Origin of the sequence: Streptomyces sp. NRRL F-6676, assembly GCF_000725625.1 — a bacterium.
Lineage (GTDB): Bacteria > Actinomycetota > Actinomycetes > Streptomycetales > Streptomycetaceae > Streptomyces.
The window spans coordinates 112,921-135,396 of sequence record NZ_JOHS01000001.1 but is presented as its reverse complement, the minus strand read 5'-3'; the positions used below and the strand labels follow the sequence as shown (position 1 = coordinate 135,396).

Sequence of the window (22,476 nt, the reverse complement as noted above, 5' to 3'; positions counted from 1 at the left end):
CCGCCCGTGACGGCCCGCCGGCTTTCCCGGCGGGCCGTCACGGATGCCCGGTGGAGGACCGGAGTGACGGGGCGCTCTGCCTCCGGACCGCCGAAATCAGCCCTCCGGGCCGTTCCTCGCGCCGCGGCGGGGTGCCGAGCGGACGGCCGTAGACGGCGGCGCGCTCGCGCAAGGTGTGGCTCTCGGCCTCCCAGCCGTGCCCGGCCAGCCAGCTCACCGGGTCGTCGGGCATCTCCGAGACCCACAGGGACGCCGCCGATCCCGGCACGGCGTCCGCGCCGAAGCGCTCGATCACGCCGCGCGTGCCCAGCGTGAGCCCCATCCGGCTGCCCGCCGCCGACCGCGCGCCGATCCGGGCCAGCAGCGTCTCCACCGCGTCCTCCGGCAGATAGATCAGCAGCCCTTCGGCGATCCACGCGGTGGGCGCGGCCGGGTCGTGCCCCGCGGCGGCCAGCGCGCCCGGCCAGTCCTCCCGGAGATCCGTCGCGACGGTGATCCGCTCGCAGCGCGCGACGGCCCGCTCCTGACGCAGCACCGAGGCCTTGAAGTCCAGTGGGGCAGCGGTGTCGACCTCGAAGAGCCGGGTGCCCTCGGGCCAGTCCATCCGGAAGGCCCGGCTGTCCATGCCTGCGCCGAGCAGTACGACCTGCCGTACTCCGGACGCGGAGGCCTGCCGCAACAGGTCGTCGAGGAACTTCGTCCTGATGACGATGGAGATCGCCACGCCGGCCCGCCGGCGCCGCCCGGCCTCGTCGTCGGCCGCCGCCGCCGGCGAGGACGGCCACATGCCGCCCGCGGCGGCGAAGGCCCGTGCCAGTGGGTCACGGAACAGCGCGTTCGCCCGCTCGGTCTCCAGCGCCCGTACCCTGGCGACCCCCACGGCCGTGGCCCACACTCCCGACGGCCGCGCCCGCCCCTGCTCCTCAGCCACGGGGCGCGGCCGTCCGTACGGGCAGGGCGACGAGGCCGCGCGAGCGCATGGACGAGCGGTGCCGTAGATCCTGGGGTGGGCAGGCCGGGGTGAGGTCCGGGAAGCGGTCGAAGAGCGCGGTGAGTGCGATCGAGGTCTCCATCCGGGCGAGCGGGGCGCCGAGGCAGTAGTGGATGCCGTGTCCCAGGGCGAGGTGCCCGGTGGCGTCGCGGGTGAGGTCGAGCCGGTCGGGCTCGGGGAAGCGGCGCGGGTCCCGGTGGGCGGCGGCCAGGGACAGCAGCACGGTCTCCCCCGCGGGCACGGTGACGCCGCCGATGGTGAGGTCCTCGACGGGGAAGCGCCGGATGGCCAGCGGCATCGGGCCGTCGTAGCGGGCCAGTTCCTCCACCGCCCCGTCCAGCAGCTCCGGATCCGCCCGCAGCGCGGCCAGTTGCGCGGGATGGGCGAGCAGCGCGGCGACGGCGTTGCCGATGAGATGGACGGTGTTCTCGTATCCGGCGACGAGGACGAGGAAGGCCAGGGACATCAACTCGTCCTCGCTCAGGCGGTCTTCCTCGTCGCGTACGGCGATGAGCGCGGAGAGCAGGTCGTCGCCCGGGCGCCTTCGCCGGTCCGCGAGGAGGCCGGTGAAGAAGGCGAGCAGCCGGCCGACGGCGTCACGCGCCCGGGCGGGGCGTGTGGGGTCGGGTGCCATCAGCGCGTCGGTCCAGGAACGGAAGTCGGGCCTGCTGTCCTCGGGGATGCCCAGGAGGTCGCAGATCACGGCGATCGGCAGCGGGGCGGCGTAGGCGGCGATCAGGTCGAACTCCTCGTCCCCGCGCCGCGCGTCGAGGAGCCGGTCCGCGATGCGTCGCACGGGGTCGCGCAGCTGCTGGATGCGGCGGGGAGTGAACGCCTGGGAGACCAGCCTGCGGATCCGCGTGTGGTCCGGAGGGTCCATGTTCAGCAGGTTGGCGTCCAGCGCGGGCGGCAGAGCCATGCCCCGGTACCCGCCGGGCGTGCCGTGGCTCTTGTCCAGGGACAGGCGCCGGTCGGCGAGGGCCTGCCGTACGTCGTCGTAGCGGGTGACCAGCCAGGCGGGCAGCCCGTCCGTACCGGTGATGCGGTGCACCGGCCCTTCCTCACGGAGCCGGCCGTAGACGGCGTAGGGATCGGCGAACAGCTCTACGGGGTCAATGCCGCTCGCGCCAAGGGCGGTTGTCTCGCTCATGAAGCCAGCCAACCAGATCGCGCGCGACGGGGCACGCACCGCTGCCGGGCCATGACGGGCGGCCGCTGGCACCGCAGGCCGACATCGACGCGATGGGCCGCTACGCGACCGAACCCGCGGCCGATCTGCCGGGCGGTGGGCGCACCGGTCGATGACCGTCGCCGTGGCGGAGCGGCTTCGACGACACCGGCCCCGGCGCGGAGCGGCGGCCCGGCCGGATTGCCTCCCGGACCTCTGGGCACGCGAACCACAGTGCACAGCGGCCGAGTTGGAGGCAGACATGAGTGACCGCGCATGGCGGATCATCCCGACGAGCCGGGGCATGAGCGCCCTCTACCTGCTTGTCGGCGTCATCCTGGCGATCAACGCCGCGTATCAGCTGAAGGACGACGTGGCCGTGCTGCCCCTCGTCTCGGGCCTCGCCGCCCTGGCCCTCATGGTCACCGCCGTCGTGGGTCTGCTGCGTCCCGGCTCACGTGCACAGACACGCTGACGACGTCGTGCCGGGCCGGCCGGCCGCGCCCTCGCGCCTTCCCGCGCCGACGTCGCGGTCGGCTCACCCCTCGGGCGCGTCGGCCATGCGTCGGCCGACGCGCGCGGCCGTCTCGCGCAGCCAGATGTGGGCCGCGTCGTGCGTGTGCACGGGGTGCCACCACATCGCTTCACGCAACGGGACGGCCTCGTAGGGCGGTTCCAGTACGCGGACGGCCGCGAGCGGGGCCAGGAGCCGGGCCAGGCGGGCCTGGACGAGGGCGATGCGCCGGGTTCCGGCGACCAGCAGCGGGATGCTCTGGAAGCTGTCGACGGAGACCTCGGCCCGGGGCTCGACTCCCAGCATGCCGAGCTGGCGCACGGCCGGGGCGTCGTAGGTGCGCTGGTAGGTGACCCAGGGCAGCCGGGCCAGGTCCTGGCGGGTGAGCCGGTCGCCGACGCCGGGATGGTCCTCGGCGACGAGGAAGACCCACCGGTCCGCGTACAGGTCGGTGGTGGGGAAGCCGCTGATGACTCCGTGCGGCATCAACAGGCCGTCGGACGTGCTCAGCAGCGCGTCCGTGGCGTCCACCACCGTGGCCGGGGTCTGCGCGAAGCGCAGCCGGATGCCCGGGGCCTCCTCGTGCACGACCCGGGCCAGTTCGGCGCCGAAGACCGCGACGGCGTAGTCGGACGCGAACAGCTTGAACTCCCGCCGCTCCCTGGCGGGATCGAAGTCCGCCTGGCTGGCGAAGAGGCGTTCCAGCACGTCGTACGCCGTGGCGGTGCGGTCCAGAAGGACCTGGCCGAGGGCGGTCAGCTCGTAGTGGCCACCGACCCGCGCGAGCAGGTCGTCGTCGAAGTGGCGGCGCAGGCGGGACAGGGCCGCGCTCATCGCGGGCTGGCTGAGGCCGACGCGCTGCCCGGCACGGGTGACGTTGCGTTCCTCGAGAAGCGCCCGCAGGGCGACGACGAGATTGAGGTCCAGACGACTGAGATTCACGGCCCTTTCCCTGGCTGTACGGCGATGACCAGCGAGAATCCATCCCTTGGATGACGCTCATCCATGGAATCGATTTCTCTGATCGTGAGTGGCGGGTCCAGATTAGTGCCACCGCAATCAGGAGGACATGTCCGTGAAACCTGAAGCCGCGTCCGCCCTCTTCGCCGGACCCTTCGCACTCGCCACCCTCTCCGCTCCCGGGGGCCCCGCCTTCCCCGCCCTCGTCACCCCCGACGCCCAGGCGCTCGACCTGCGCCCCGCTCTCGGCGGCACCGGCCTGACCATGCGGACGCTCCTGGACGACTGGGAGTCGGTGGCACCGCGGCTGACCGCACTGGCCGAGGACGGTGCGCCGGCACGCAGGCCGCTGGCGGAGTTCCGTGTGCACGCCCCCGTCGAGCCGCGCCAGGTGTTCCAGTCCGGCGCCAACTACCGGCAGCACGTGATCGATCTGCACGTCGCGCACCGGGCCCCGGGGGACGACCGGCCGGAGGAGGAGCGCCGCGCCGAGGCGGCGGAGATCATGGACCGGCGGGCCGCCGAGGATCTGCCGTACGTGTTCATCGGCCTGCCGAGCGCGCTCACCGGCCCCTACGACGACGTCGTGCTGCCGGCCTGGGCCGAGAAGCCCGACTGGGAACTGGAACTGGCCGCGGTGATCGGCCGCCCGGCGTACCACGTGTCCCCCGGCGAGGCCCTGGACCACGTCGCCGGCTACACGATCGCCAACGATCTGACCGACCGGGCCACCGTCTTCCGCCGGGACATGCCGCAGATCGGCACCGACTGGCTGCGCAGCAAGAACGCCCCCGGCTTCACCCCGCTCGGCCCCTGGATCGTGCCCGCCACGTCGATCGCGGACCCGGGCGACCTGCGTCTGACGCTGAAGCTCAACGGCAAGACCATGCAGGACGAGTCGACCAAGGACATGATCTTCGACGTGGCCCGGGTGGTGTCCTACGCCTCGCGGTCCGCCCGCCTCCTGCCCGGCGATCTGATCCTCACCGGCTCCCCGGCCGGCAACGGCATGCACTGGGGCCGGCTGCTGCGCGACGGCGACGTCATGGACGCGTCCATCACCGGACTCGGTGCCCAGCGCACCCGCTGTGTGGCGGAGGTGACCGGGTGATCCCGGACCGTACGGACCCGGCGGGCGCCATCGCCCGGGCCGCGAAGGCGTACTCGAACTGGGGCCGTTGGGGCGAGGACGACCGGCTCGGCACCCTCAACTTCCTCGACGAGGCGAAACGCCGCGAGGCCGCGACGCTGGTACGGCGCGGCGCCTGCTTCTCCCTCTCCCAGCGCTTCGACATGGACGGACCGCAGAAGGGCTGGCGGCGGCGCACCAACCCGGTGCACACCATGCTCGACACCGGCACCGACGCCGCCCTCGGCAACCAGGGCTTCCCGCACGGCATCGGCGGCGCCGACGACGTGATCACGATGCCGTTGCAGTGTTCCACCCAGTGGGACGGACTCGGCCACATCTTCGACCACGGCAAGGCATGGAACGGACGGCCCGCCGAGAAGGTCGTCACCTCCGACGGCGACCTCGTCACCGGCATCGAGCACATGGCCCCGCACGTCGCCGGACGCGGAGTGCTCCTCGACGTCGGCCGGGTCGTCGGCGAGGGCGGTGAGCTGCCGGACGGGTTCGCGATCACCGAGGAGCATCTGACGGCGACGGCCGAGGCGCACGGGGTCGCCGTCGGCCGGGGCGATCTCGTGCTGGTGCGCACCGGACAGCTCGCGCGGGCCCGCCGGGAGGGCTGGGGCGACTACGCCGGCGGCCCCGCACCCGGGCTGTCGTTCACCACGGCGGGCTGGCTGCACGGCACGGAGATCGCCGCGATCGCCACCGACACCTGGGGCTTCGAGGTCCGCCCGAACGAGTTCGCGCACGCCTTCCAGCCGCTGCACCAGGTCGCCATCCCGAACATCGGCCTGCTCATCGGCGAGATGTGGGACCTGGACGCCCTCGCCGACGACTGCGCGCACGACGGCCGCCACGAGTTCTGGCTCACCGCCGCCCCCCTGCCCATCACGGGCGCGGTCGGCTCGCCCGTCAACCCGATCGCGGTCAAGTAGACCGAGGAACGAAGGAGTTCTTCATGACCCAGCCCCGCACGGTCCTCGTCGTCGGCGGCGGCGCGGCCGGCAACGCCGTGACGATCCTGCTGCGCCGCGCCGGTCTCGCCGTGGACCTGATCGAGGCCAAGGCCGACTGGAACGCCACCGCCGGTTCCGGCATCACCCTCCAGGGCAACGCCCTGCGCGTCCTGCGCGAACTCGGCGTCTGGGAACAGGTGGAGGCGTCCGGGTACGGCTTCGACTCGGTCGGCATCACCGCCCCCGACGGCACCGTCCTGCATGTCCAGGACGACCTGCGCACCGGCGGCGACGACCTGCCGGCCACGGTGGGGCTGCAACGCCCCCGGCTCCAGCGGATCCTCATCGAGGCCGTACGCGCCAGTGGCGCCACCGTCCGCCTCGGCACCACCGCGGAGATCCTCGGCCAGGACGCCGACGGCGTCTTCGTACGCCTCAGCGACGGTGCCGAGGCCCGCTACGACCTCCTCGTCGCCGCCGACGGCCTCGGCTCCACGACCCGCGCCGCCATCGGCATCACCGACCGGCCCGAACCCACCGGCATGGCGATCTGGCGCATCGCGGCCCCGCGCCCGGCGGGCGTCGTCCGCACCGACCTCGCCTACGGCGGCCCGGCGTACATCGCCGGCTACTGCCCCACCAGCGACACGACGCTGTACGCCTACGTCGTCGAGGGCAACCGCGACCGGGCGTCGATCCCGCCCGGGACGTACGCCGAGGAGATGCGGCGCCTGGCCTCGGCGTACGGCGGTTTCTGGCCGGAGATCACCGCGCACATCGACGACCCGTCCCGGGTCAACTACACCTGGTTCGACCGCATGCTGGTGGAGGGCTCCTGGCACCGCGGCCGGGTCGTGCTGATCGGCGACGCCGCCCACTGCTGCCCGCCCACCCTCGCCCAGGGTGCCGCCCTGTCCCTGGAGGACGCGCTCGTCCTCGCCGAGCTGCTGACCGGCGCCGACACCTGGGACGACGCGCTGTTCCAGGCGTACCACGAGCGGCGGATCGCCCGCGTCCGCCCGGCCGTCGAGGCCTCCGTGCAGCTCGGACAGTGGCAGCTCGACGGAGTCCGGGACGCCGACATCCCCGGGCTCATGGGCCGCACCATGACCATGCTCAGGGAGCTGCCGTGACGACACCCACCGCGTCCGGGACCACCCCGACCGTCGATGTGCACGCCCACGTCCTGCTCCCCGAGGTCGAGGCGCTGGTGGCCGGCCTGCCTGGTCTCGCCGAGGCCAGGGCGCTGGACGCCCGGCGCAACGGCCCCGCCGCCCTCGCCGTCAGCGGCCCCATGGTCCGCGCGCGCCTCCCCCGGCTGACCGACGCCGCCGTACGCCTGGCCGCGATGGACGCGCAGGGCGTGGACGTGCAGGTGGTCAGCCCCTCCCCCTCGCACTACCACTACTGGGCGGACGAGGAGACGGCCGAGAAGCTGTACCGCCTGGCCAACGAGGCGACGGCCGCGCACTGTTCGGCCGCGCCGGACCGGCTGCGCGGACTCGGGCTGGTCCCGCTCCAGCACCCGGGACAGGCGGTCCGCGCCTTGGACCACGCCCTGGAGCAGGGCCTGGCCGGGGTGGAGATCTCCAGCCACGCCCCGGGACGCGAGCTGTCCGACCCGGCCTACGAACCTTTCTGGTCCCGTGCCGAGGAGACCGGCGCGCTGCTGTTCCTGCACCCCTTCGGCTGCACGCTCGATGAGCGCCTGGACCGGTGGTACCTGTCCAACACCGTCGGCCAGCCCACCGAGAACGCCGTCGCGCTCTCGCACCTGATCTTCTCCGGGGTCCTCGACCGGCACCCCGGGCTGAAGCTGATCGCGGCGCACGGCGGCGGTTATCTGCCCACGCACATCGGCCGCTCCGACCACGCCTGGTCGGCACGCCCGGACGCGGGCGCCGGCTGCGCCCACCCGCCCAGCAGCTACCTCAAACGGCTGTACTTCGACTCCCTCGTCCACGACCCGCACGTACTACGGGAGTTGATCCGGGCCGCCGGGGCCGACCGGGTGCTCCTCGGTTCCGACTTCCCGTTCGACATGGGCACCGAGGACCCGGTCGGCGCCCTGCGCGCCGCGCACCTGTCCGGCACCGACTTCCATGCCGTCCGAGGCGGCAATGCCTGCGCCCTCCTCCGGAAGGACTGACACCATGCGTCTGCTCACCCATCTGCGGCACGTCGACCTCGCCGTGCCCGACTACGACAAGCAGCTCGACTTCTACGCCGGCGTCTGGGGCCTGACCAAGGTCGCCGAGGACTCCGGGATCTCCTTCCTGGCCGCCGAGGGCTCCCCCGAGCAGTATGTCGTCCGGCTCCGCAGGGCCGAGGAGAAGCGCCTCGACCTCGTCTCCTACGGCGCCGCGAGCGCGGCCGACGTGGACACGCTCGCCGAGCGACTTCTGTCGGGCGGCGTCCGGTTGATCTCACGGCCGGGGCAGGTGGACACCCCGGGCGGCGGCTACGGCTTCCGGTTCTTCGACGTCGACGGCCGCACCCTGGAGGTCTCCGCCGACGTGGCGGTACGGCAGCACCGCAGGATCGAGGAGAAGGAGTCCATCCCGGTCAAGCTCTCCCATGTCGTCCTCAACTCCCCCGACCTCGGCCGCACCCGCGAGTGGTACGAGCGCCACCTCGGCTTCGCGCTCTCCGACACGCTCAGCTCGCCGCACATGGGCGAGGTCATGCACTTCATGCGGATCTCCAACCAGCACCACTCCATGGCGATCGCACGCGGTCCGCACACCTCCCTGCACCATGTCTCCTTCGAGATGCGCGGCATCGACGAGTACATGCGCGGCTCCGGCCGAGTGATGCGCGCCGGGTTCAAGAAGGTGTGGGGTCCGGGCCGGCACATGGCCGGGGACAACACCTTCACCTACTTCCTCGACCCGCACGGCAACACCGTCGAGTACACGACGGAGTTGGAGTGCCTGGACGAGGACACCTGGCACCCGCACGTCTACGACTTCTCCCGGCCCGAGGTCACCGACCAGTGGGGCACCGCGAACGCCATGAACGAGATCGTCGCGAAGGAGTCCTTCAACGACCCCGACCGCGGCGTCTTCGTCGCCCCACCGGTCTGACCCGACCCGTCGACTCCGGGGACGCGGCAGTACGGCACTGCCCCGACGCGCGCCGCCGCGTCCCCGCTCCCCCGTCCCCGCACCCCCGTCCCCGCACCCGATGGAGCCGCACCGTGCGTTTCGCCGCCTACGAACACCGACACCGCCGCCGGGTGGCGGTCGTGGAAGGGGACGGCACCCTCTTCCCGCTGCCCGGCGTCACCTCGCTCACCGCACTGATCCAGGAGAGCGACGGACTCCCGGGCCTGCTCGACGCGGGCGCCGCGGCCCTGGACGTGCCCCCTGGCCCCCACGTCTCCCAGGTCCGGCTGCTGGCACCACTGCGGCCCGCCTCCGTGCGGGACTTCGTCACCTTCGAGGAACATGTCGAAGGGGTACGCCGCTCCGTGGAGGGCACCGGCGGCGTGCCCGAGCAGTGGTACGCGGCGCCGACGTTCTACTTCACCAACCCGCATGCCGTCTACGGCCCGTACGACGACATCCCGATGCCGCCCGGTTCGGCCGTGCTGGACTTCGAGCTCGAAGTGGCCGCCGTCATCGGGCGCGAGGGCAGCGACCTCACCCCCGCGCAGGCCCGCGACCACATCGTCGGCTACACCGTGTTCAACGACTGGTCGGCCAGGGACCTCCAGTCCGCCGAGATGAAGGTCGGCCTCGGCCCCTGCAAGGGCAAGGACACCGCCACCACCCTCGGCCCCTATCTGGTCACCGCCGACGAACTCGAGCCCCACCGCGACACCGACGGCTTCCTGCGCCTGGCCCTGACCGCCTCGGTGAACGGCGAGAGGGTCGGCGAGGACCTGCTCTCCCACATGAGCTGGACCTTCGAGGAGATGACCGCCTACGCCTCCCGCGGCACCCGGGTGGTCCCCGGCGACGTCCTGGGCTCCGGCACCTGCGGCAACGGCGGCTGCCTCGCCGAACTCTGGGGCGTACGGGGCCGGCAGGACCCCCCGCCCCTGAAACCCGGCGACACGGTCACCCTCACCGTCGAGGGCATCGGCACGGTGACCAACACCGTGGTCCCCGGCGCGGCGCCCGTCCGGCTGCCGACCGGTCGGCGCCGGGACCGGGAACGGCCGTGAGCGACTGGTGCGACGGGGTTCCGGCGCCAGGAATCACCGGATGCGTGAAGTGAAGCTGCTCTCCGACACGCCACCGCTGCGCTTCCCTAGGTTGGCCCGGGGACAGTGCTTCTCGGAGACCTGCTCGGCGGGTCCTGGCCGGCGTGGATGCGGCGATGAAGGTCCTCCAGCAGGTCACGCATGGCCATGCGAAAGATCTCCGCCTGGTGTTCGCCGATGAAGGAGGTGTGCCCGAAGGCCTCCAGCACGACCATGCCGTGCATGTGTCCCCAGGCGCCGACGAGGAGGGCGGTCGCGGGAGGCGGCAGGGTTTCCGAGCCGTGCGGGATCAGGGGTTCCAGGTGCTGCCGCAGAGTCGGCGAGAGCGCCCGGGTGTCGGCCGCGGCGAGTTGTTCCGTGGTGAACCCGTCGAACATCTCCCGCTGGAAGATGGCGCTCAGCCGGCGCATCGCCCGGGTGGTCGGGCCCTCGGCGGGTGCCTCGTAGTGGCGCAGCGGTGCGCCGTACAGCAGTTGGAACCGTTCGACGTGGGTGACGGCCCAGTGGCGGTAGCCCTCGGCGGCGGCCAGGAACCGCTGTGCGGCCGGTTCGTGGGCCGCCGCGTCGACGGCCGCCGTCACGGCATCGCCCAGGTCGTCGTACGCCTTGGCCACCAGCGCCGTGACGAGGGCGTCCCTGTTCGGGAAGTAGTGGTAGAGCCCTTGCACGGTCATGCCGAGGTCGCGGGCGACCGCGCGCAGGGACAGGGCGTGCGGCCCGTGTTCGGCGATCTGGCGCTCGGCGGCGTCCACGATCTCCCGGATGGCGGCGGCTCGGCGTCGCTGGCGCAGGGGCGACAGGACCGTCGCGGGCTTGTCGGCGAACATGCGGCGATCCTAGGGCGGTTGACGGGACGAGTCATCAGAGGACTGCCCCCGTGCGGAAAACCTGACAGTGTCAGGTAAATCTCCTTCTGCTCAAGAACACGCTCCCTCATTAGCGTCGTTCCCAGCGGCGACGAGCGCGGCATCGCTGCACCGTCTGCCGGGGCGAAGGGCTCTGCGACGCGTTCCGTCGGCTTCTCGTCCGGCCGCGCCGCCGCCTCCCGTCCTTCCCGAAGACCCCTGAAGGAGATCCACTCGTGTTCGAACGTTTGGCCGACTTGGCGATCCGCCGGTCCCGGCTGGTGCTGCTCGTGGCCGCCCTGGCCGTGGCACTGATGGGCGTGGTGGGCGCCGGCGCCTTCGACAAGCTGAAGGGGGGCGGCTTCGACGATCCCGCCTCCGGCTCCACGCGCGCGGCGAACGTCATCGCCGACAAGTTCGGTGGCGAGACCAACCTCGTCCTGCTGGTCCGCTCTCCCGACGGCCGCATCGACACCCCTGCCGCCGAGAAGGACGGCCAGGACCTGGTGGCCGAGCTCAAGAAGGACGAGCGGCTCAGCAACGTCGTCTCCTTCTGGGAGACGAAGAGCCCCGACCTGCGTTCCGGGGACCGCCGTGAAGCCCTGGTGCTCGCCCACGTGAAAGGAGACACCACCGAGCAGCGGGAGAGCGCCCTCGCGATCCTGGACACCTACAGCGGCTCCTACAAGGACACCCTCACCGTCCGGGCCGGGGGAGGCGCCGCGGTAGGAGCCGACCTGTCGAACCAGGTGGTCGAGGACCTGGTCCTCGCCGAGGCGATCGCCGTACCGCTGACCCTCGTACTGCTCCTGTTCGTCTTCGGCAGCGTCGTCGCGGCGCTGCTGCCGCTCGTCATCGCCGTCATCGCCATCACCGGCTCCTTCGCCCAGCTCTTCCTGCTCGGCAGCGTCACCGACGTGGCCGACACCGCGACCAACCTCATCACCGCCCTGGGGCTCGGACTGGGCATCGACTACGCCCTGTTGATGGTCAACCGCTTCCGGGAGCAGCTCGCGGCCGGTGTGAGCGTGGAGGATGCCGTCCGGCGGACGGTGCACACCGCGGGCCGCACCATCGCCTTCTCCGCGGCGACCGTCGCGGCGGCTCTGGCGACCCTCATGGTGTTCCCGCAGTACTTCCTGCGGTCGTTCGGCTTCGCCGGGGTCGGCGTCGTCGCCATCGCCGCCCTGAGCACCCTGTTCGTGATGCCGGCCCTGCTGAAGACCCTGGGGCACCGGGTCAACGGCGGCCGGCTGCCGTGGGCGAAGGTGCGCCGCTCCGAGGCCCGGGCATCCCGGTGGGGACGGCTGGCGCACACCGTCATGCGGCGGCCCGTGCTCACCGCGGTGCCCGTCGTCACGGTGCTGCTGCTGGCGGCGAGCCCCCTGCTGGACATCACCTTCGGCACGACGGACGAGCGCGTGCTGCCCAAGGACGCCGAGAGCCGCCAGGTCTCGCAGGTCCTGCGGGAGGACTTCGGCGGCAGTGAGGACGCGGCCCTCTTCATCGCCCTCGACACCTCCGTGGCCAAGGCACCGCTGGCCGCGTACGCGGAGCGACTGGCCGCGCTCAAGGGTGTCGAGCGCGTCGAGAGCAGCGTGGGCACCTACAGCGCGGGGCGGCCCGCCGTGCCCGGCCCGGCCGACTCCGCCCTCGGCCGGCCCGACGCACAGCGGATCAGCGTGGTGAGCAGCCTGACGCCGAAGTCGGAGGCAGCCGAGAAGCTGGTCGAGCGGGTGCGCGCGGTGACACCGCCCCCGGGGACGGCCCCCCTGGTCGGCGGGAACGACGCCGTACTCGTCGACGCCAAGGAGTCCATCGCCGACAAACTGCCGCTGGCCGTGGCCCTGGTCGTCCTCAGCACCTTCCTGCTGCTCTTCCTGTTCACCGGCAGCGTCGTGCAGCCGTTGCGCGCGCTGCTCCTCAACCTGCTCAGCCTGGGTGCCACCCTCGGTGTGATGACCTGGATCTTCCAGGACGGCCACCTGTCGTCGCTGCTCGGCTTCACCGCCCAGCCGATGGAGCTGTCGATGACCGTGCTGATGTTCTGCATCGGCTTCGGCCTCTCGATGGACTACGAGGTCTTCGTCACCAGCCGGATCAAGGAACTCCACGACCAGGGAGCGGACAACGAGACCGCGGTGGTCAGCGGCCTCGGCCACACCGGGCGCATCGTCAGCGCGGCCGCCTTCCTGCTCGCGGTGAGCTTCTTCGCCTTCGGCACCTCCAAACTCAGCTTCATCCAGATGTTCGGCCTCGGGAGCGGACTGGCCGTCCTCATCGACGCCCTCGCCGTCCGCGGCGTGCTCGTACCCGCCGCGATGCGTCTGCTGGGCAACACGGCCTGGTACGCGCCCGGCTTCCTGCGCGGGTTCCACGCGCGGTACGGCCTCAGCGAAGGCGGTCCCGAGCCGAGGTCCGGCCACGGATCGGCGGCAGCCGCTGGGGCGGACACGAAGGAGTCGACCAGGGTGTGACCCGCCCGTCCACCGCCCGTCCACCCCTCGCGACTCGTGCGCGGCGTACGCGGCGCACGGCACCCCGCCCCCGTCCCCCTGAAAGCTCGATGTCGGCAGCGCGGGGGGGCGGTCGGCGGATCACACCTTCGCCGTCGGCCGCGCCCGTGCCGCTGATGCGCGGTGAGCGGTGTGCGGTGTGCGGTGTGCGGTGTGCATCGTCAGGTTGCGGGTCAGGGGTGTGACAGGGGGGCCGAAAGCCGGCATGCGGATCGGCGAGCAGCTCGCCGACGACCGGGCCACGGGCGCGTCGCGTCACCGCCCGGACGCGCCGGGCGCCTCCTCCCCCTCGCGGCTGAGGGTCTGGACCTTCCCGCGCTCGGGGTCGCCCACGCTGCGCCGCATCTTCGGATGCGCCTTCGAGCCGCCGAATTCCCACGGGTTGCCGTCGCAGACGCTGGTCCACAGCAGCTTCGCCGCCTCGTCGTCGGGATACACGCCCCACTCGCCGGTGCCGCTGCACGACGACACCTGGTCGCCGTCGTTGTCGTACACGGCAAGGTCGGTCACGACGACGGTGCCGTCATCCTCGAAGCGCAGGGTCCCGGCATCACCCCCGGTCCAGGTGCCTGCGATGTCCGCCCGAGCCAGTTCCCGCTGCTCCCACATGCCGCACCCCGTGGCCAGCATCAAGACCGCGACCGCGACCGCCGGGACCACCCCACGCAACCCCACCGCAGCGACTCGCCCTCGTTCCTCACGCATGGCTCCCCCTTGCATACGTCACGCCCTGATCGGCTCGCACGCCAGATCGGTGGGCACTCACGATGCCATGGAATTTGAACGGGTTCAATTCCGCTCGGCTGTCAGCGGAGGCCGCGGCGGCTGCCGGGCACCGCGGCGCTCGCGCTCCCCGCAACCTACGAAGTGATCGCCTGGAACGATCCGGCCGCCGCCCTCCTGGAGGGCTTCTCCCCTCTGCCCCGGCGCGAACGCGACCTCGTGCGGTGTGCCTGCCTGGTACCACCATCGCCGGCCACGCTGTCGCTCGGCCTACACGAGTTCCTTCCGCATCAATGTGCACATGGTTTCGTAGCGGCGTAGCGATCCGTCGGGGGCCTGCTCGTCCCACGCGTCCGGCTGACGGTCGTACGCGACATATCCCAGTCGTTCGTACAGTGCACGTGCCCGGGGGTTGTTCTCCTCCACACCCAGCTCGGCCTGCCGCAGACCGCGGTTCCTGATCCGCAGTTCCGCGGCTCCGACAAGGAACGTGCCGATCCCACACGATTGCAATGCGGGGTGGACCGCCAGCTGCCACAAGGTGCCGACACCCTCCTTGACCCGGTAGTCGACACCGCCCTTCGCCACAGGGATGTTCGTCGCGGGACAGACCGCGAGATAGTCGACCTCACCGGCCCGGGCACGTTCCAACTGCGCGGCGACGCCGGCCAGGTGATGGTCCGAGCCTGCCCACCCGCACGACGCCAGGTCCGCATGGACCAAGTCACGGGCTGACAGCTTCAACACAACGTCGGTCATCTTCAGTCCCTCCGGCGAGCCGGCATCCACGCCCGTCCAAGGGGGCGCGAAGCCGTTTCCTGGTCAGCCCACTGGCGCACACACCTGACCCCGCGGCAGCTCGCCCCGCGGGGACACCGTGTTGATCGTGAACAGCACACGACGAGGTGAGACCGCTCAGTCGGTCAGTGGTGTGCAGTGCACGTTGTCCGCTCCGCCACTCTGGCCGGAGATCCGTCCCCAGTAGCTCACACAGTGCCCCGGGTGGCCGATGTACACCGGACCGGCGTAGGTCGTGTACTGGCCGTCGTCGAACTCGGGGTCGACGTCCTGGGCGTCTGTGAGCGCTGCCAGCATCGACACGGCGGCGCCGGGACGGGTGCGTACCGTCACCACGCAGTCCTGTCCCGTGGCGGGGTTGTACGTCAGATACACCGTGCCCGCCGTACCGACCGGTGCCGAGTCGACCACCGTGTAGCCCGTCCCGCAGACACCGTTGTACTTCGCCAGGGGCGTCGCCGCCCCTGCCTGCGGGGCGATGGCCCCCATGGCGCCGACCACGGCGGCCGTGACCGCTCCGACCGCCGCGGCACGCTGAATGATGTTCATGTGAATCCCCCGTTTCATCGACAGCTCCAACAGCTTGTCGATCTCGAAGGGTTGACTGTCGTGACCCGACCAGGGTTGTAAGCCACCGGCACCGGTTACAGAACCCGGACACGGAGTGAACGGGTCCGTGGCCGTTCGTCCTCAGGAAACAGCCGCTTGTTCAAAGGCCCGACACGTCCTTGCCGAAGAAGCCGGGCCGAAGAAGTCGGACAGACAACAGCTGTTCAGTCAGCTCTTTGCGTACGGCGCAGGTCGCTCACGGTTTCGCCGAACTCGGATTTCAGTGCTCTGCCGAGGTGCTTGGCGTCGAGTACTCCCCACCGCCTCGCGATCGCGGCCGTGGATCGATCGGCACAGGCCGGGTCGAGCAGGTCGCGGCGGATCCGCAGCAGCCGCTCGTGCCGGACCCAAGCGGCAAAGGTCAGGTCAGCGCCCTGGAAGAGCGCGTGGAGATGGCGGACGGAGATGCCGTGCCGACGTGCGACGCGTTCGGCGCTGAGCCGGGGATCGCCGAGGTGGGCCAGTACATGGACGCGGATACGGTCGGCGAGGTCACTGGCGACGGAGGCTCGCTCGGGGGTGGTGTCGGCGAAAGCCGCCAGTAACAGTGCGGTGAGCGCCTCGGCCAGGTACGTGCGCGTCAGTCCTCCGCCCGGAACGTCCTCGTCGGCTACGGACAGCGCGTAGCGGAGGAGTCCACCGATCCCGCCCTGCGCGGACAGGGGAAGGGCTGTGCGGCGGCCGATGGAGTCCGCGTGCCTGCCGAGGTTCGCCCGGGGAACACAGAGCACGGTCATGTCACTGGGGGCGGACCCGATGATCCGGTAGGGCTGGGTGTTGTCACAGGCGAACAGTTCGCCGGGTTTCAAGGTGGCGGCCCGGCCGTCCTGCATCACCGCGACCCGGCCACGGTGATGCAGGGTCAGGTGCATCAACTCCTGGTCGCGGGAGGAAATGGTGCGGCGGTCCCGGGTCACCGTTGCGGCGTCGACCTCTATCCGGGCCACGGTCACCGGCCCGATGTCCACGTGGTCGACCACGGCATGAAACGCCGGCGGACCGGGATCCGTTACCCGCAGGGGAGCGAACAAGGACGAGGCCGCCGCCTCGAAAGGCTCGGTTCCATTCAAGCGAGAACGCTTGTCATCCGTCATGCCGGTCTCCCCCGATCCCCGTCCGCGTCGCCACTCTACTGCTGCTTGGTGCACAAACTGGTGCACGAACTGGGGGGTCAGTGAGCACGTACTGGTGCTCTCGCATCGTGGACCGCGCCTACGCTCGTCGACCGGAACATCCACCAAGGAAAAAACCGACGGCGTCGCCACCGGTCGCACTCTGCGACCGGGAACAGCAGGCCACGCATGATCCTGCTCCAGCGCTCCTGGCCGCACCTTCCCAGAACCGGGCAAAGCGAAGGGCGGGCACTTGACCGGGGGGTTCCATGTATAAGCACACCGAGCTGCGTCTCGGCCCACTTGACGAAATCAGCATCCTTCTCGCGCCCCATCAGGGTGCCACCCTCCTGTCGTTGGCAGCCGACGTTTTCGGAGGACGCAGCCATGGTGTGCCCCGGCACTGGCGGCAGTCGCTGCTCACCGCGGTGTCCACGGTCGGACCGGCGGTGCTCAGACCCCTGTTCGCCCCTGGGTACTCGGTCGTCCCGGACTGCATCACCCCGACCGCATGTATGCCGGACGGCGACGCGGCCGCCCAGTTCACGCAGTTGGCCGATCTCTCGCCCGACACCCTCCTGGATGAGCTCGAAACAGAGTTCGGCGGAGCCCTTCCGCCTCAGTGGAGGCCGGTCGTGGAACGCCCGCAGCAGTGGATCAACGCCTATGCGCGTCTGCTCCGCTGCGTGTGGCAGGAGTTCCGTCCCATCTGGAAGAACGCGGAAGGGCTCATTCGCAGGGAGACCGAACGAGTCGGCGCCGCACTCGTGCAGGGATGTGCCGAGGCAGTACTCCAGGGCCTGAGCGAGCGCTTCCGACTGGTGGACGGCAGTCTCCGACTGCCCGACCCACAGGGGAGAACCTACGCACTTGAGGGGCGACGCTTGGTCCTGGTCCCCATCGTGTCCGGCCCCGGTGCCTCCATGTACGCGTTGGACCGCCCGGATCTGGTGTGGATCGGCTACCCGCTGCCCGGCATAGGCCGGTTGTGGGGTACCTCCGCGAGGGCCGCCGCATCGAAAAGGGACGCGCTTTCCTTGGTGGTCGGCCAGTTGCGCGCGGCGATTCTGCGCGCGACGGCGCACTCGCTGACCATGGGAGAACTCGCGGTCCTGCTCAATTGCAGCCCGGCGAACGCCACCCACCACTGCCGTCATCTCGTGGACGCCGGGCTCCTCGCACGTCACCGCGAGGGGCGGCACGTACGGATCAGCCGTACAGAACGAGGCGATGCCGTGGTGGAGTTGCTGTCCCAAGCCCGCGCAGAACCGGAGGGCAGCTGACAACCGGCACACAACGCGACCGCGTCCGCCTCGAACCGAGGCGGACAGTTCTTCATGACCGCGAGACGTCCGTTCGCAGAAGCTGCGGGGTGCTCACTGCGGCGGCGCAGCGCTCGGCGAAGCCGAGGGACTGGAGGCAGTACTCGCGGCCGACGACGCTGTCGGCGAGGCCGTGCGCGGAGCCGGGGAACAGGGCTGCGTCGACGTAGGGTGAACGGGTGCGCAGTGTGTCGGCGAACTCGGCGACGAGGTCGGGACGGGCAGTCCACAGCGTGTCGAACTCAGCCAGCCGGTAGTGGACGGGCACGGTGATCCGCGAGGCGACCTGTCGCCACTCCTGCGGCCAGCCGCCGACGATCTCCAGCCCCTCGGCCCGTACGACGGGTTCCAGGATGCCCGGCATGCTGTGCAGGGCGAGCTGATGAGGGGCCAGAGCCCACCGGGGAGGCGCGGCGATCTTGTCCTGGAGTTCCGACACATCGACGCGTTCCTCGGCCGGGGTGGAATGCCAGGCGTCAACCACGTTCTCCGGCGGCAGTTGGCCAATGTCGGCGACGGCCAGACCGAGCAGCGGCCAGCCCGGCCGCTCCTGGGCGCTCCACCGGGCGGCCAGATGGATGGCGACTGCGCCGCCGATGGAGCAACCGATCACGACGACCCCAGGCGCGGTCGTGGCATGCCGCTGCCACAGTTCGGTGACGGCCTGGTCGAGCCGTTCCGCGGCGGCCCGCAGCACCCCGGTGTCGGAGTCGGCGGGGAGGCCCAGAGGCTCGCTGCCGCCGTAGCCGGGGCGGTCGAGGGCGTAGGCGGGGAATCCGTTCCGCGCAGCCCGCAGGATCTGTGAGTGGCCCGGGATGTCGAACGACCGCGCGGTGGCACCACCGCCGTGCAGGAACACCAGGAGGGGCTGGTCGGTGGCCTCGTCCGGCAGTGCGGCGATACCGGTCGTCCTGCCGCCGAGCAGCGTGAGGTCACTGGAAAGGATCTTCATGGATCGCTCCTGGGTGGGAGATGCGGTGGGAGATGCGGTACCGGCGGGGCGGGACATCGCCCCGCGGTATGGACCACCGTAGGAACGTGTGCCGTACAGTGGCAGTACAGATGCCAATGAGTGGAACAGGAAACTGCGGCATGGCTCAAGCGGTCCCGCCCGGTGACCCGGCTCCGCGGCGCGGGCGCAGGCCCGCGCAGGGTGACGCGGTCGTCGACCGCGCTTTCACACTCCTGGGCGCCTTCGACCCGACCCATCGGGTCCTGTCCCTGGCCGAGCTGACACGGCTCACGGGTATGCCGCGCAGTACCACCCTGCGCCTGGCGAAGAAACTGGTCGGCACCGGAGCACTGGAACGACGCGACGACGGCCGGTACACCATCGGCCTGCGACTCCTGGAGATCGCCTCGCTGGCACCTCGCGGCCATGGACTGCGGGCCGTCGCCATGCCGTTCATGGAGGATCTCTTCCACATCACCGGCCAGCACGTCCTGCTGGCCGTCCGCGACGGCGACGAGGCACTGCTGGTCGAACGGCTGTCCGCCCACAACGCCGATCCGGTGCTCTACCGCGTCGGCGGCCGCGTGCCGCTGCACTCCACGGGAGTCGGACTGGTTCTGCTCGCCGGCGCACCGCCCACCGAGCAGGAGCGGATCCTGAACGGCCTCTCCGCCCAGCCCGCCGGACCGCAGTCGCCGGACATCACGGAACTGCGCCGGATCCTGGCCGACGTGCGCCGGGGCGGGTTCGCCACCGTGACACTGAGCACTCCGTGGCCGCGGACCTCCGTGGCCGCACCACTCCTGGGCCCCGACAACACCGTCTGCGGCGCCCTGTCCGTGGTCCTGCCGAGCGGGACCGTCGACCACCGGACGATGACACCCGCCGTCCGCACCTGCGCACGGGCGATCTCCCGCGAACTGCGCAGCGAACCCGGCGAGAACGCCCCCAACCACAAGCGCCGGTGACGCGCGACACCGTGTGAGCGGTACGGGCTCCGGTCGTGGAAATGTTCATCGCCCCGCCGCGTACAGGACAGCGGGGAATGAACCCGGCGGGGGCGTGATATGCGTCAACTCGCGTACGAGGGAGGCAAGCCTCGCCTCCAAGCGGTCTGACGTGGCGGGCGGTTGAGGGGTTCGGTCAGCCGGTCGGCTCAGCCCCCGCAGCCGCCGTACTCGAGGGAGCTCACCGCGTTGTCGTAGAGGAACAGGAGTTCCTGCTTCTCACCCGGCTCGATGGTGTAGTGGTAGCCGTGGTAGTCGGCATCGGTGTAGATGCAGACGAACCCCGCGCCACGGTTCCACACGGAGCTGGCTCGGTCGTTCCACGCCGAGCCGACGTTGGGGATGTCCACCCGATACTGGAGCTGCAAGTTGCTACCGGTGAGGTTGTGGCCATCGTAGAGGCAGATCTGGCCTTCGTCACAGCGGGTCAGGGGCTCATCAGCCGATGCGGTACCCGGGGCCGCCAGTACGGCGGTTGAGGCGAGGACCGCTCCTACTACCGAGGTCTTGAATGCCAGTTTCATGAATACCCATTCCTAGCGTTGCGCGTCGGTATCCGTAGAAACGCGGCCATGGCCCCGCCTCCTACCGCCCGGGCTCGACCCGAGATCGTGAACACCGTGTCATATGACGATAGTTAGCGTAACCGATCATTGTTCGAAGGCGCTCGGGCCGCCGGGCCGCTCCGGCGGGTCGGTCGACCCCGCCGGGGCGCTGCTGCTCGCTTCCGGTCCGGTCGCGGTGCTCGGCAGCGTCAGCATGGCCCCGGACGTGGGCTGGGCGAACCCGGTCTGCTGACGTTGGCTCTGAGCCGGTTGAACCGCCGGTCGCCGCCTGGAAGTGTCCGGCCGGCCTCCTTGGCCAGTGCCGCGCCTTCGCCGAGCCACGCGTCGCGCTGGTCGATCGAGTAGAGGGCGGAGGCGCGCACGTCCAGCCGGGAGGCGAGCGCGCGGACGGCGAGGGCGTCCGTGCCCTGGTCGTCGAGGGGTTCGAGCGCCGCCGTGACGATCTGCTCCCGGGCGATGCCCTCGGCCACGATTGACACCTTAACAGCGTTCAGGCATGCTGGTCACAGCACTGAACTTAGTTAAGGAGGCCGTGATGCATGCTGCGCGACATCGGGCGCGGGCCGGCCGCGGGACGGCACCACGGCCGCAGTCGGACGAGGTATCCGCTGGTGCCGGGCATGGCCGAGCGGCTGGTCGCTCCCCTCCGGGCGGAGCTTCCGGGCAACGGCGTCGGATCGCGGTCGGCCGGGGAGATGCTCGCCGAGGCGCCCGATGTCATGGCCCGCTTCGCCGACGGGTCCCTGCAACTGCCTTGCACCGCGTTCCCGTTGAGCCGGGCCGGTAAGGCGTGGGCACACCCGGCGGCAACCGCGCCGTCGTTGTGCCGGATTGAACCATTCATCAGAACGTAATCCGAGAAAAGGAAAGCCATGCAGAAGAGGGCACTAGTAGTAGGGCTCGGCATCGCGGGGATGTCCGCGGCCATCGGGCTGCGCCAGGCCGGCTGGACGCCGGTGATCATCGAAAGGGCACCCGAGCGACGTACCGGGGGCTACTTCATCTTCATGTTCCCGGAGGGTGTGAAGGCCGCGGCCGACCTGGGAATCGCCGACCACCTCCACACCCGCAACCCCGAATGGCGACCGGGCGGGAACTCCTGGTCGGTGGATCGCCGGGGCAAGCGGAAGCCGGCTCTGGGATTGCTGGACGCGCCCAGCGGGCTGGCAGCGGTGCTGCGCAGCGACATCGAGGCCGCGTTGTGGCAGGGCATCACCGGCGACGGGACCCAGGACCCGGTCGAGGTGCGGTTCGCGACCACTCCGGTCGAGATCACCGAGGACGCCGGCGGGGTACGGGTCCTGCTCGAGGACGCGGGCACCGGGAAGCGGTACCACGAGGACTTCGATCTCGTGGTCGGCGCGGACGGGATGCGCTCCACCGTGCGCCGGATGGTGTTCGGTCCGGACGAGGACTACCTGACGAACTGGAAGGCGATGATCTGCGCCTTCCAGATGAAGGAGCAGGTGCCCACGTACGGGACGAGCGACAGCATCATCGTCTCGCGCCCCAAGCGTGCGATGTGGGTGTTCGGACTCGCCGACCACGCGCCCTGCGCGTGGCTGACCTACCGCACCGAGGACATCCCGAACCGGAACGCCGGGCCGTCGATCGAGCAGGTGCGCGCCGCCTTCTCCGGGATGGAGGACGAACCCGTGGTGCGCCACGTCCTGGACTCCCTGGACCAGGCCCCTGACCACGTGTTCGACTCGATCCACCAGGTGAAGATGGACCGGTGGAGCACGGGGCGGGTCGTGCTCGTGGGGGACGCGGCCTGGTGCATGAACACCTACTCGGCCATGGGCTCCTCGTCCTCGCTGCGCGGCGGCGCCGCACTGGGCGTGGCCCTGCGGGAGCACCCCGGCGACCTCGACGCCGCCCTGGCCGCGTGGGAGGCCGGACTGCGTCCCTACATCACCAGTCAGCGGCGCTCCGCACGGGTCAAGCAACAGCGCTTCGTCCCGTCCAGCCGCCCGGTCCAGGTGGTGGTCTCGGGCGTTCTCGATGTGGCCCGAAGGGTCGTCCACCGCCGGCTGGCAGCGGAGTTCACCGCGACGACGTCCGCTGCCCCGTCCGTCACGGCGCGGTGACG

24 protein-coding genes are annotated in these 22,476 nt (G+C 70.9%); 13 read left to right on the top strand and 11 right to left on the bottom strand.

Features of this window, described 5'->3' with window-relative positions; genetic code table 11:
• Nucleotides 1-37: 37 nt before the first annotated feature.
• Both IO29_RS00560 and IO29_RS00555 read right to left on the bottom strand, forming a co-directional pair.
• Nucleotides 38-895: a class I SAM-dependent methyltransferase gene (locus IO29_RS00560; RefSeq protein WP_051707085.1), complete on the bottom strand. Its 858-nt coding sequence runs from the start codon at nt 893-895 to the stop codon at nt 38-40.
• Between the two features lie 28 nt (nt 896-923).
• The gene (locus IO29_RS00555; RefSeq protein ID WP_030378151.1) at nt 924-2,141 is read right to left on the bottom strand and encodes a cytochrome P450 family protein; all 1,218 of its coding nucleotides are present in this window, start codon (nt 2,139-2,141) and stop codon (nt 924-926) included.
• Between the two features lie 280 nt (nt 2,142-2,421).
• On the opposite strand from IO29_RS00555, the gene IO29_RS00550 reads away from it, so the two are divergent.
• Entirely contained in the window at nt 2,422-2,634 is a 213-nt protein-coding gene (locus IO29_RS00550; protein ID WP_030378150.1) for a hypothetical protein, read from the top strand.
• 63 nt (nt 2,635-2,697) lie between these two features.
• Here the strand turns inward: IO29_RS00550 and IO29_RS00545 are convergent, their stop codons facing one another.
• The gene (locus tag IO29_RS00545) at nt 2,698-3,615 is read right to left on the bottom strand and encodes a LysR family transcriptional regulator (protein WP_030378149.1); all 918 of its coding nucleotides are present in this window, start codon (nt 3,613-3,615) and stop codon (nt 2,698-2,700) included.
• 127 nt (nt 3,616-3,742) lie between these two features.
• Here IO29_RS00545 and IO29_RS00540 point away from each other — a divergent pair, with 127 nt between their 5' ends.
• The 6 genes from IO29_RS00540 to IO29_RS00515 all read left to right on the top strand — a co-directional run bounded on the left by IO29_RS00540 (nt 3,743) and on the right by IO29_RS00515 (nt 9,895).
• Nucleotides 3,743-4,744, top strand: a complete 1,002-nt coding sequence (locus IO29_RS00540; RefSeq protein WP_030378148.1) for a fumarylacetoacetate hydrolase family protein — start codon at nt 3,743-3,745, stop codon at nt 4,742-4,744.
• A complete protein-coding gene (locus IO29_RS00535; RefSeq protein ID WP_030378147.1) occupies nt 4,741-5,703 on the top strand; it encodes a cyclase family protein in 963 nt (320 codons plus the stop codon). Before IO29_RS00540 ends, IO29_RS00535 begins: the two co-directional genes overlap by 4 nt.
• A gap of 23 nt (nt 5,704-5,726) precedes the next feature.
• The gene (locus IO29_RS00530) at nt 5,727-6,857 is read left to right on the top strand and encodes an FAD-dependent oxidoreductase (RefSeq protein ID WP_030378146.1); all 1,131 of its coding nucleotides are present in this window, start codon (nt 5,727-5,729) and stop codon (nt 6,855-6,857) included.
• On the top strand, nt 6,854-7,873 hold the full coding sequence (locus IO29_RS00525) for an amidohydrolase family protein (RefSeq protein ID WP_030378145.1): 1,020 nt from the start codon (nt 6,854-6,856) through the stop codon (nt 7,871-7,873). Before IO29_RS00530 ends, IO29_RS00525 begins: the two co-directional genes overlap by 4 nt.
• Before the next feature lie 4 nt (nt 7,874-7,877).
• Nucleotides 7,878-8,810 carry a VOC family protein gene (locus IO29_RS00520; RefSeq protein ID WP_030378144.1) on the top strand — a complete coding sequence of 311 codons (933 nt, stop codon included), beginning with the start codon at nt 7,878-7,880 and terminating at the stop codon, nt 8,808-8,810.
• Between the two features lie 113 nt (nt 8,811-8,923).
• Complete coding sequence (locus tag IO29_RS00515) at nt 8,924-9,895, top strand: fumarylacetoacetate hydrolase family protein (RefSeq protein ID WP_030378143.1); 972 nt, start codon at nt 8,924-8,926, stop codon at nt 9,893-9,895.
• Nucleotides 9,896-9,981: 86 nt separating this feature from the next.
• Here IO29_RS00515 and IO29_RS00510 read toward each other — a convergent pair whose 3' ends face one another.
• The gene (locus IO29_RS00510; protein WP_030378142.1) at nt 9,982-10,761 is read right to left on the bottom strand and encodes a TetR/AcrR family transcriptional regulator; all 780 of its coding nucleotides are present in this window, start codon (nt 10,759-10,761) and stop codon (nt 9,982-9,984) included.
• Between the two features lie 254 nt (nt 10,762-11,015).
• Here IO29_RS00510 and IO29_RS00505 point away from each other — a divergent pair, with 254 nt between their 5' ends.
• A complete protein-coding gene (locus IO29_RS00505) occupies nt 11,016-13,256 on the top strand; it encodes an MMPL family transporter (protein ID WP_030378141.1) in 2,241 nt (746 codons plus the stop codon).
• A 294-nt stretch (nt 13,257-13,550) separates the two neighbouring features.
• Here IO29_RS00505 and IO29_RS00500 read toward each other — a convergent pair whose 3' ends face one another.
• The gene (locus IO29_RS00500) at nt 13,551-14,000 is read right to left on the bottom strand and encodes a hypothetical protein (RefSeq protein ID WP_158709264.1); all 450 of its coding nucleotides are present in this window, start codon (nt 13,998-14,000) and stop codon (nt 13,551-13,553) included.
• An 87-nt stretch (nt 14,001-14,087) separates the two neighbouring features.
• Here IO29_RS00500 and IO29_RS40315 point away from each other — a divergent pair, with 87 nt between their 5' ends.
• Nucleotides 14,088-14,339, top strand: coding sequence for an MmyB family transcriptional regulator (locus IO29_RS40315; protein WP_158709271.1), 252 nt, complete (start codon nt 14,088-14,090; stop codon nt 14,337-14,339).
• Here the strand turns inward: IO29_RS40315 and IO29_RS00495 are convergent.
• The 3 genes from IO29_RS00495 to IO29_RS00485 form a co-directional block, all read right to left on the bottom strand.
• Complete coding sequence (locus IO29_RS00495; protein ID WP_030378139.1) at nt 14,289-14,777, bottom strand: GNAT family N-acetyltransferase; 489 nt, start codon at nt 14,775-14,777, stop codon at nt 14,289-14,291. The genes IO29_RS40315 and IO29_RS00495 overlap by 51 nt on opposite strands.
• A 156-nt stretch (nt 14,778-14,933) precedes the next feature.
• On the bottom strand, nt 14,934-15,365 hold the full coding sequence (locus IO29_RS00490; RefSeq protein WP_030378138.1) for a hypothetical protein: 432 nt from the start codon (nt 15,363-15,365) through the stop codon (nt 14,934-14,936).
• Between the two features lie 224 nt (nt 15,366-15,589).
• On the bottom strand, nt 15,590-16,519 hold the full coding sequence (locus IO29_RS00485) for an AraC-like ligand-binding domain-containing protein (protein ID WP_030378137.1): 930 nt from the start codon (nt 16,517-16,519) through the stop codon (nt 15,590-15,592).
• Nucleotides 16,520-16,806: 287 nt separating this feature from the next.
• Here IO29_RS00485 and IO29_RS00480 point away from each other — a divergent pair, with 287 nt between their 5' ends.
• Nucleotides 16,807-17,820 carry an ArsR/SmtB family transcription factor gene (locus IO29_RS00480; protein ID WP_030378136.1) on the top strand — a complete coding sequence of 338 codons (1,014 nt, stop codon included), beginning with the start codon at nt 16,807-16,809 and terminating at the stop codon, nt 17,818-17,820.
• Between the two features lie 52 nt (nt 17,821-17,872).
• On the opposite strand, the gene IO29_RS00475 is transcribed toward IO29_RS00480, so the two are convergent.
• Entirely contained in the window at nt 17,873-18,811 is a 939-nt protein-coding gene (locus tag IO29_RS00475) for an alpha/beta fold hydrolase (protein WP_051707083.1), read from the bottom strand.
• A 140-nt stretch (nt 18,812-18,951) separates the two neighbouring features.
• On the opposite strand from IO29_RS00475, the gene IO29_RS00470 reads away from it, so the two are divergent.
• On the top strand, nt 18,952-19,779 hold the full coding sequence (locus IO29_RS00470) for an IclR family transcriptional regulator (protein ID WP_030378134.1): 828 nt from the start codon (nt 18,952-18,954) through the stop codon (nt 19,777-19,779).
• A 188-nt stretch (nt 19,780-19,967) separates the two neighbouring features.
• On the opposite strand, the gene IO29_RS39960 is transcribed toward IO29_RS00470, so the two are convergent.
• On the bottom strand, nt 19,968-20,342 hold the full coding sequence (locus IO29_RS39960) for a peptidase inhibitor family I36 protein (RefSeq protein WP_078618110.1): 375 nt from the start codon (nt 20,340-20,342) through the stop codon (nt 19,968-19,970).
• A 230-nt stretch (nt 20,343-20,572) separates the two neighbouring features.
• Entirely contained in the window at nt 20,573-20,854 is a 282-nt protein-coding gene (locus IO29_RS39195) for a TetR family transcriptional regulator (RefSeq protein ID WP_030378132.1), read from the bottom strand.
• Between the two features lie 69 nt (nt 20,855-20,923).
• Here IO29_RS39195 and IO29_RS00455 point away from each other — a divergent pair, with 69 nt between their 5' ends.
• Complete coding sequence (locus IO29_RS00455) at nt 20,924-21,238, top strand: hypothetical protein (protein ID WP_030378131.1); 315 nt, start codon at nt 20,924-20,926, stop codon at nt 21,236-21,238.
• A gap of 18 nt (nt 21,239-21,256) precedes the next feature.
• Nucleotides 21,257-22,474, top strand: a complete 1,218-nt coding sequence (locus IO29_RS00450) for an FAD-dependent monooxygenase (protein ID WP_030378130.1) — start codon at nt 21,257-21,259, stop codon at nt 22,472-22,474.
• The last annotated feature ends 2 nt before the right edge of the window (nt 22,475-22,476 follow it).

What these genes read in the sequence shown, in the direction of transcription:
- IO29_RS00455 (WP_030378131.1), top strand. Translation starts at nt 20,924, where the DNA reads ATGCTGCGCGACATCGGGCGCGGGCCGGCCGCGGGACGGCACCACGGC.
- IO29_RS00490 (WP_030378138.1), bottom strand. Translation starts at nt 15,365, where the DNA reads ATGAACATCATTCAGCGTGCCGCGGCGGTCGGAGCGGTCACGGCCGCC.
- IO29_RS39960 (WP_078618110.1), bottom strand. Translation starts at nt 20,342, where the DNA reads ATGAAACTGGCATTCAAGACCTCGGTAGTAGGAGCGGTCCTCGCCTCA.
- IO29_RS00520 (WP_030378144.1), top strand. Translation starts at nt 7,878, where the DNA reads ATGCGTCTGCTCACCCATCTGCGGCACGTCGACCTCGCCGTGCCCGAC.
- IO29_RS00540 (WP_030378148.1), top strand. Translation starts at nt 3,743, where the DNA reads ATGTCCGTGAAACCTGAAGCCGCGTCCGCCCTCTTCGCCGGACCCTTC.
- IO29_RS00495 (WP_030378139.1), bottom strand. Translation starts at nt 14,777, where the DNA reads ATGACCGACGTTGTGTTGAAGCTGTCAGCCCGTGACTTGGTCCATGCG.
- IO29_RS00450 (WP_030378130.1), top strand. Translation starts at nt 21,257, where the DNA reads ATGCAGAAGAGGGCACTAGTAGTAGGGCTCGGCATCGCGGGGATGTCC.
- IO29_RS00555 (WP_030378151.1), bottom strand. Translation starts at nt 2,141, where the DNA reads ATGAGCGAGACAACCGCCCTTGGCGCGAGCGGCATTGACCCCGTAGAG.
- IO29_RS00510 (WP_030378142.1), bottom strand. Translation starts at nt 10,761, where the DNA reads ATGTTCGCCGACAAGCCCGCGACGGTCCTGTCGCCCCTGCGCCAGCGA.
- IO29_RS00470 (WP_030378134.1), top strand. Translation starts at nt 18,952, where the DNA reads ATGGCTCAAGCGGTCCCGCCCGGTGACCCGGCTCCGCGGCGCGGGCGC.
- IO29_RS00475 (WP_051707083.1), bottom strand. Translation starts at nt 18,811, where the DNA reads ATGAAGATCCTTTCCAGTGACCTCACGCTGCTCGGCGGCAGGACGACC.
- IO29_RS00550 (WP_030378150.1), top strand. Translation starts at nt 2,422, where the DNA reads ATGAGTGACCGCGCATGGCGGATCATCCCGACGAGCCGGGGCATGAGC.
- IO29_RS00530 (WP_030378146.1), top strand. Translation starts at nt 5,727, where the DNA reads ATGACCCAGCCCCGCACGGTCCTCGTCGTCGGCGGCGGCGCGGCCGGC.
- IO29_RS00500 (WP_158709264.1), bottom strand. Translation starts at nt 14,000, where the DNA reads ATGCGTGAGGAACGAGGGCGAGTCGCTGCGGTGGGGTTGCGTGGGGTG.
- IO29_RS00485 (WP_030378137.1), bottom strand. Translation starts at nt 16,519, where the DNA reads ATGACGGATGACAAGCGTTCTCGCTTGAATGGAACCGAGCCTTTCGAG.
- IO29_RS00480 (WP_030378136.1), top strand. Translation starts at nt 16,807, where the DNA reads ATGTATAAGCACACCGAGCTGCGTCTCGGCCCACTTGACGAAATCAGC.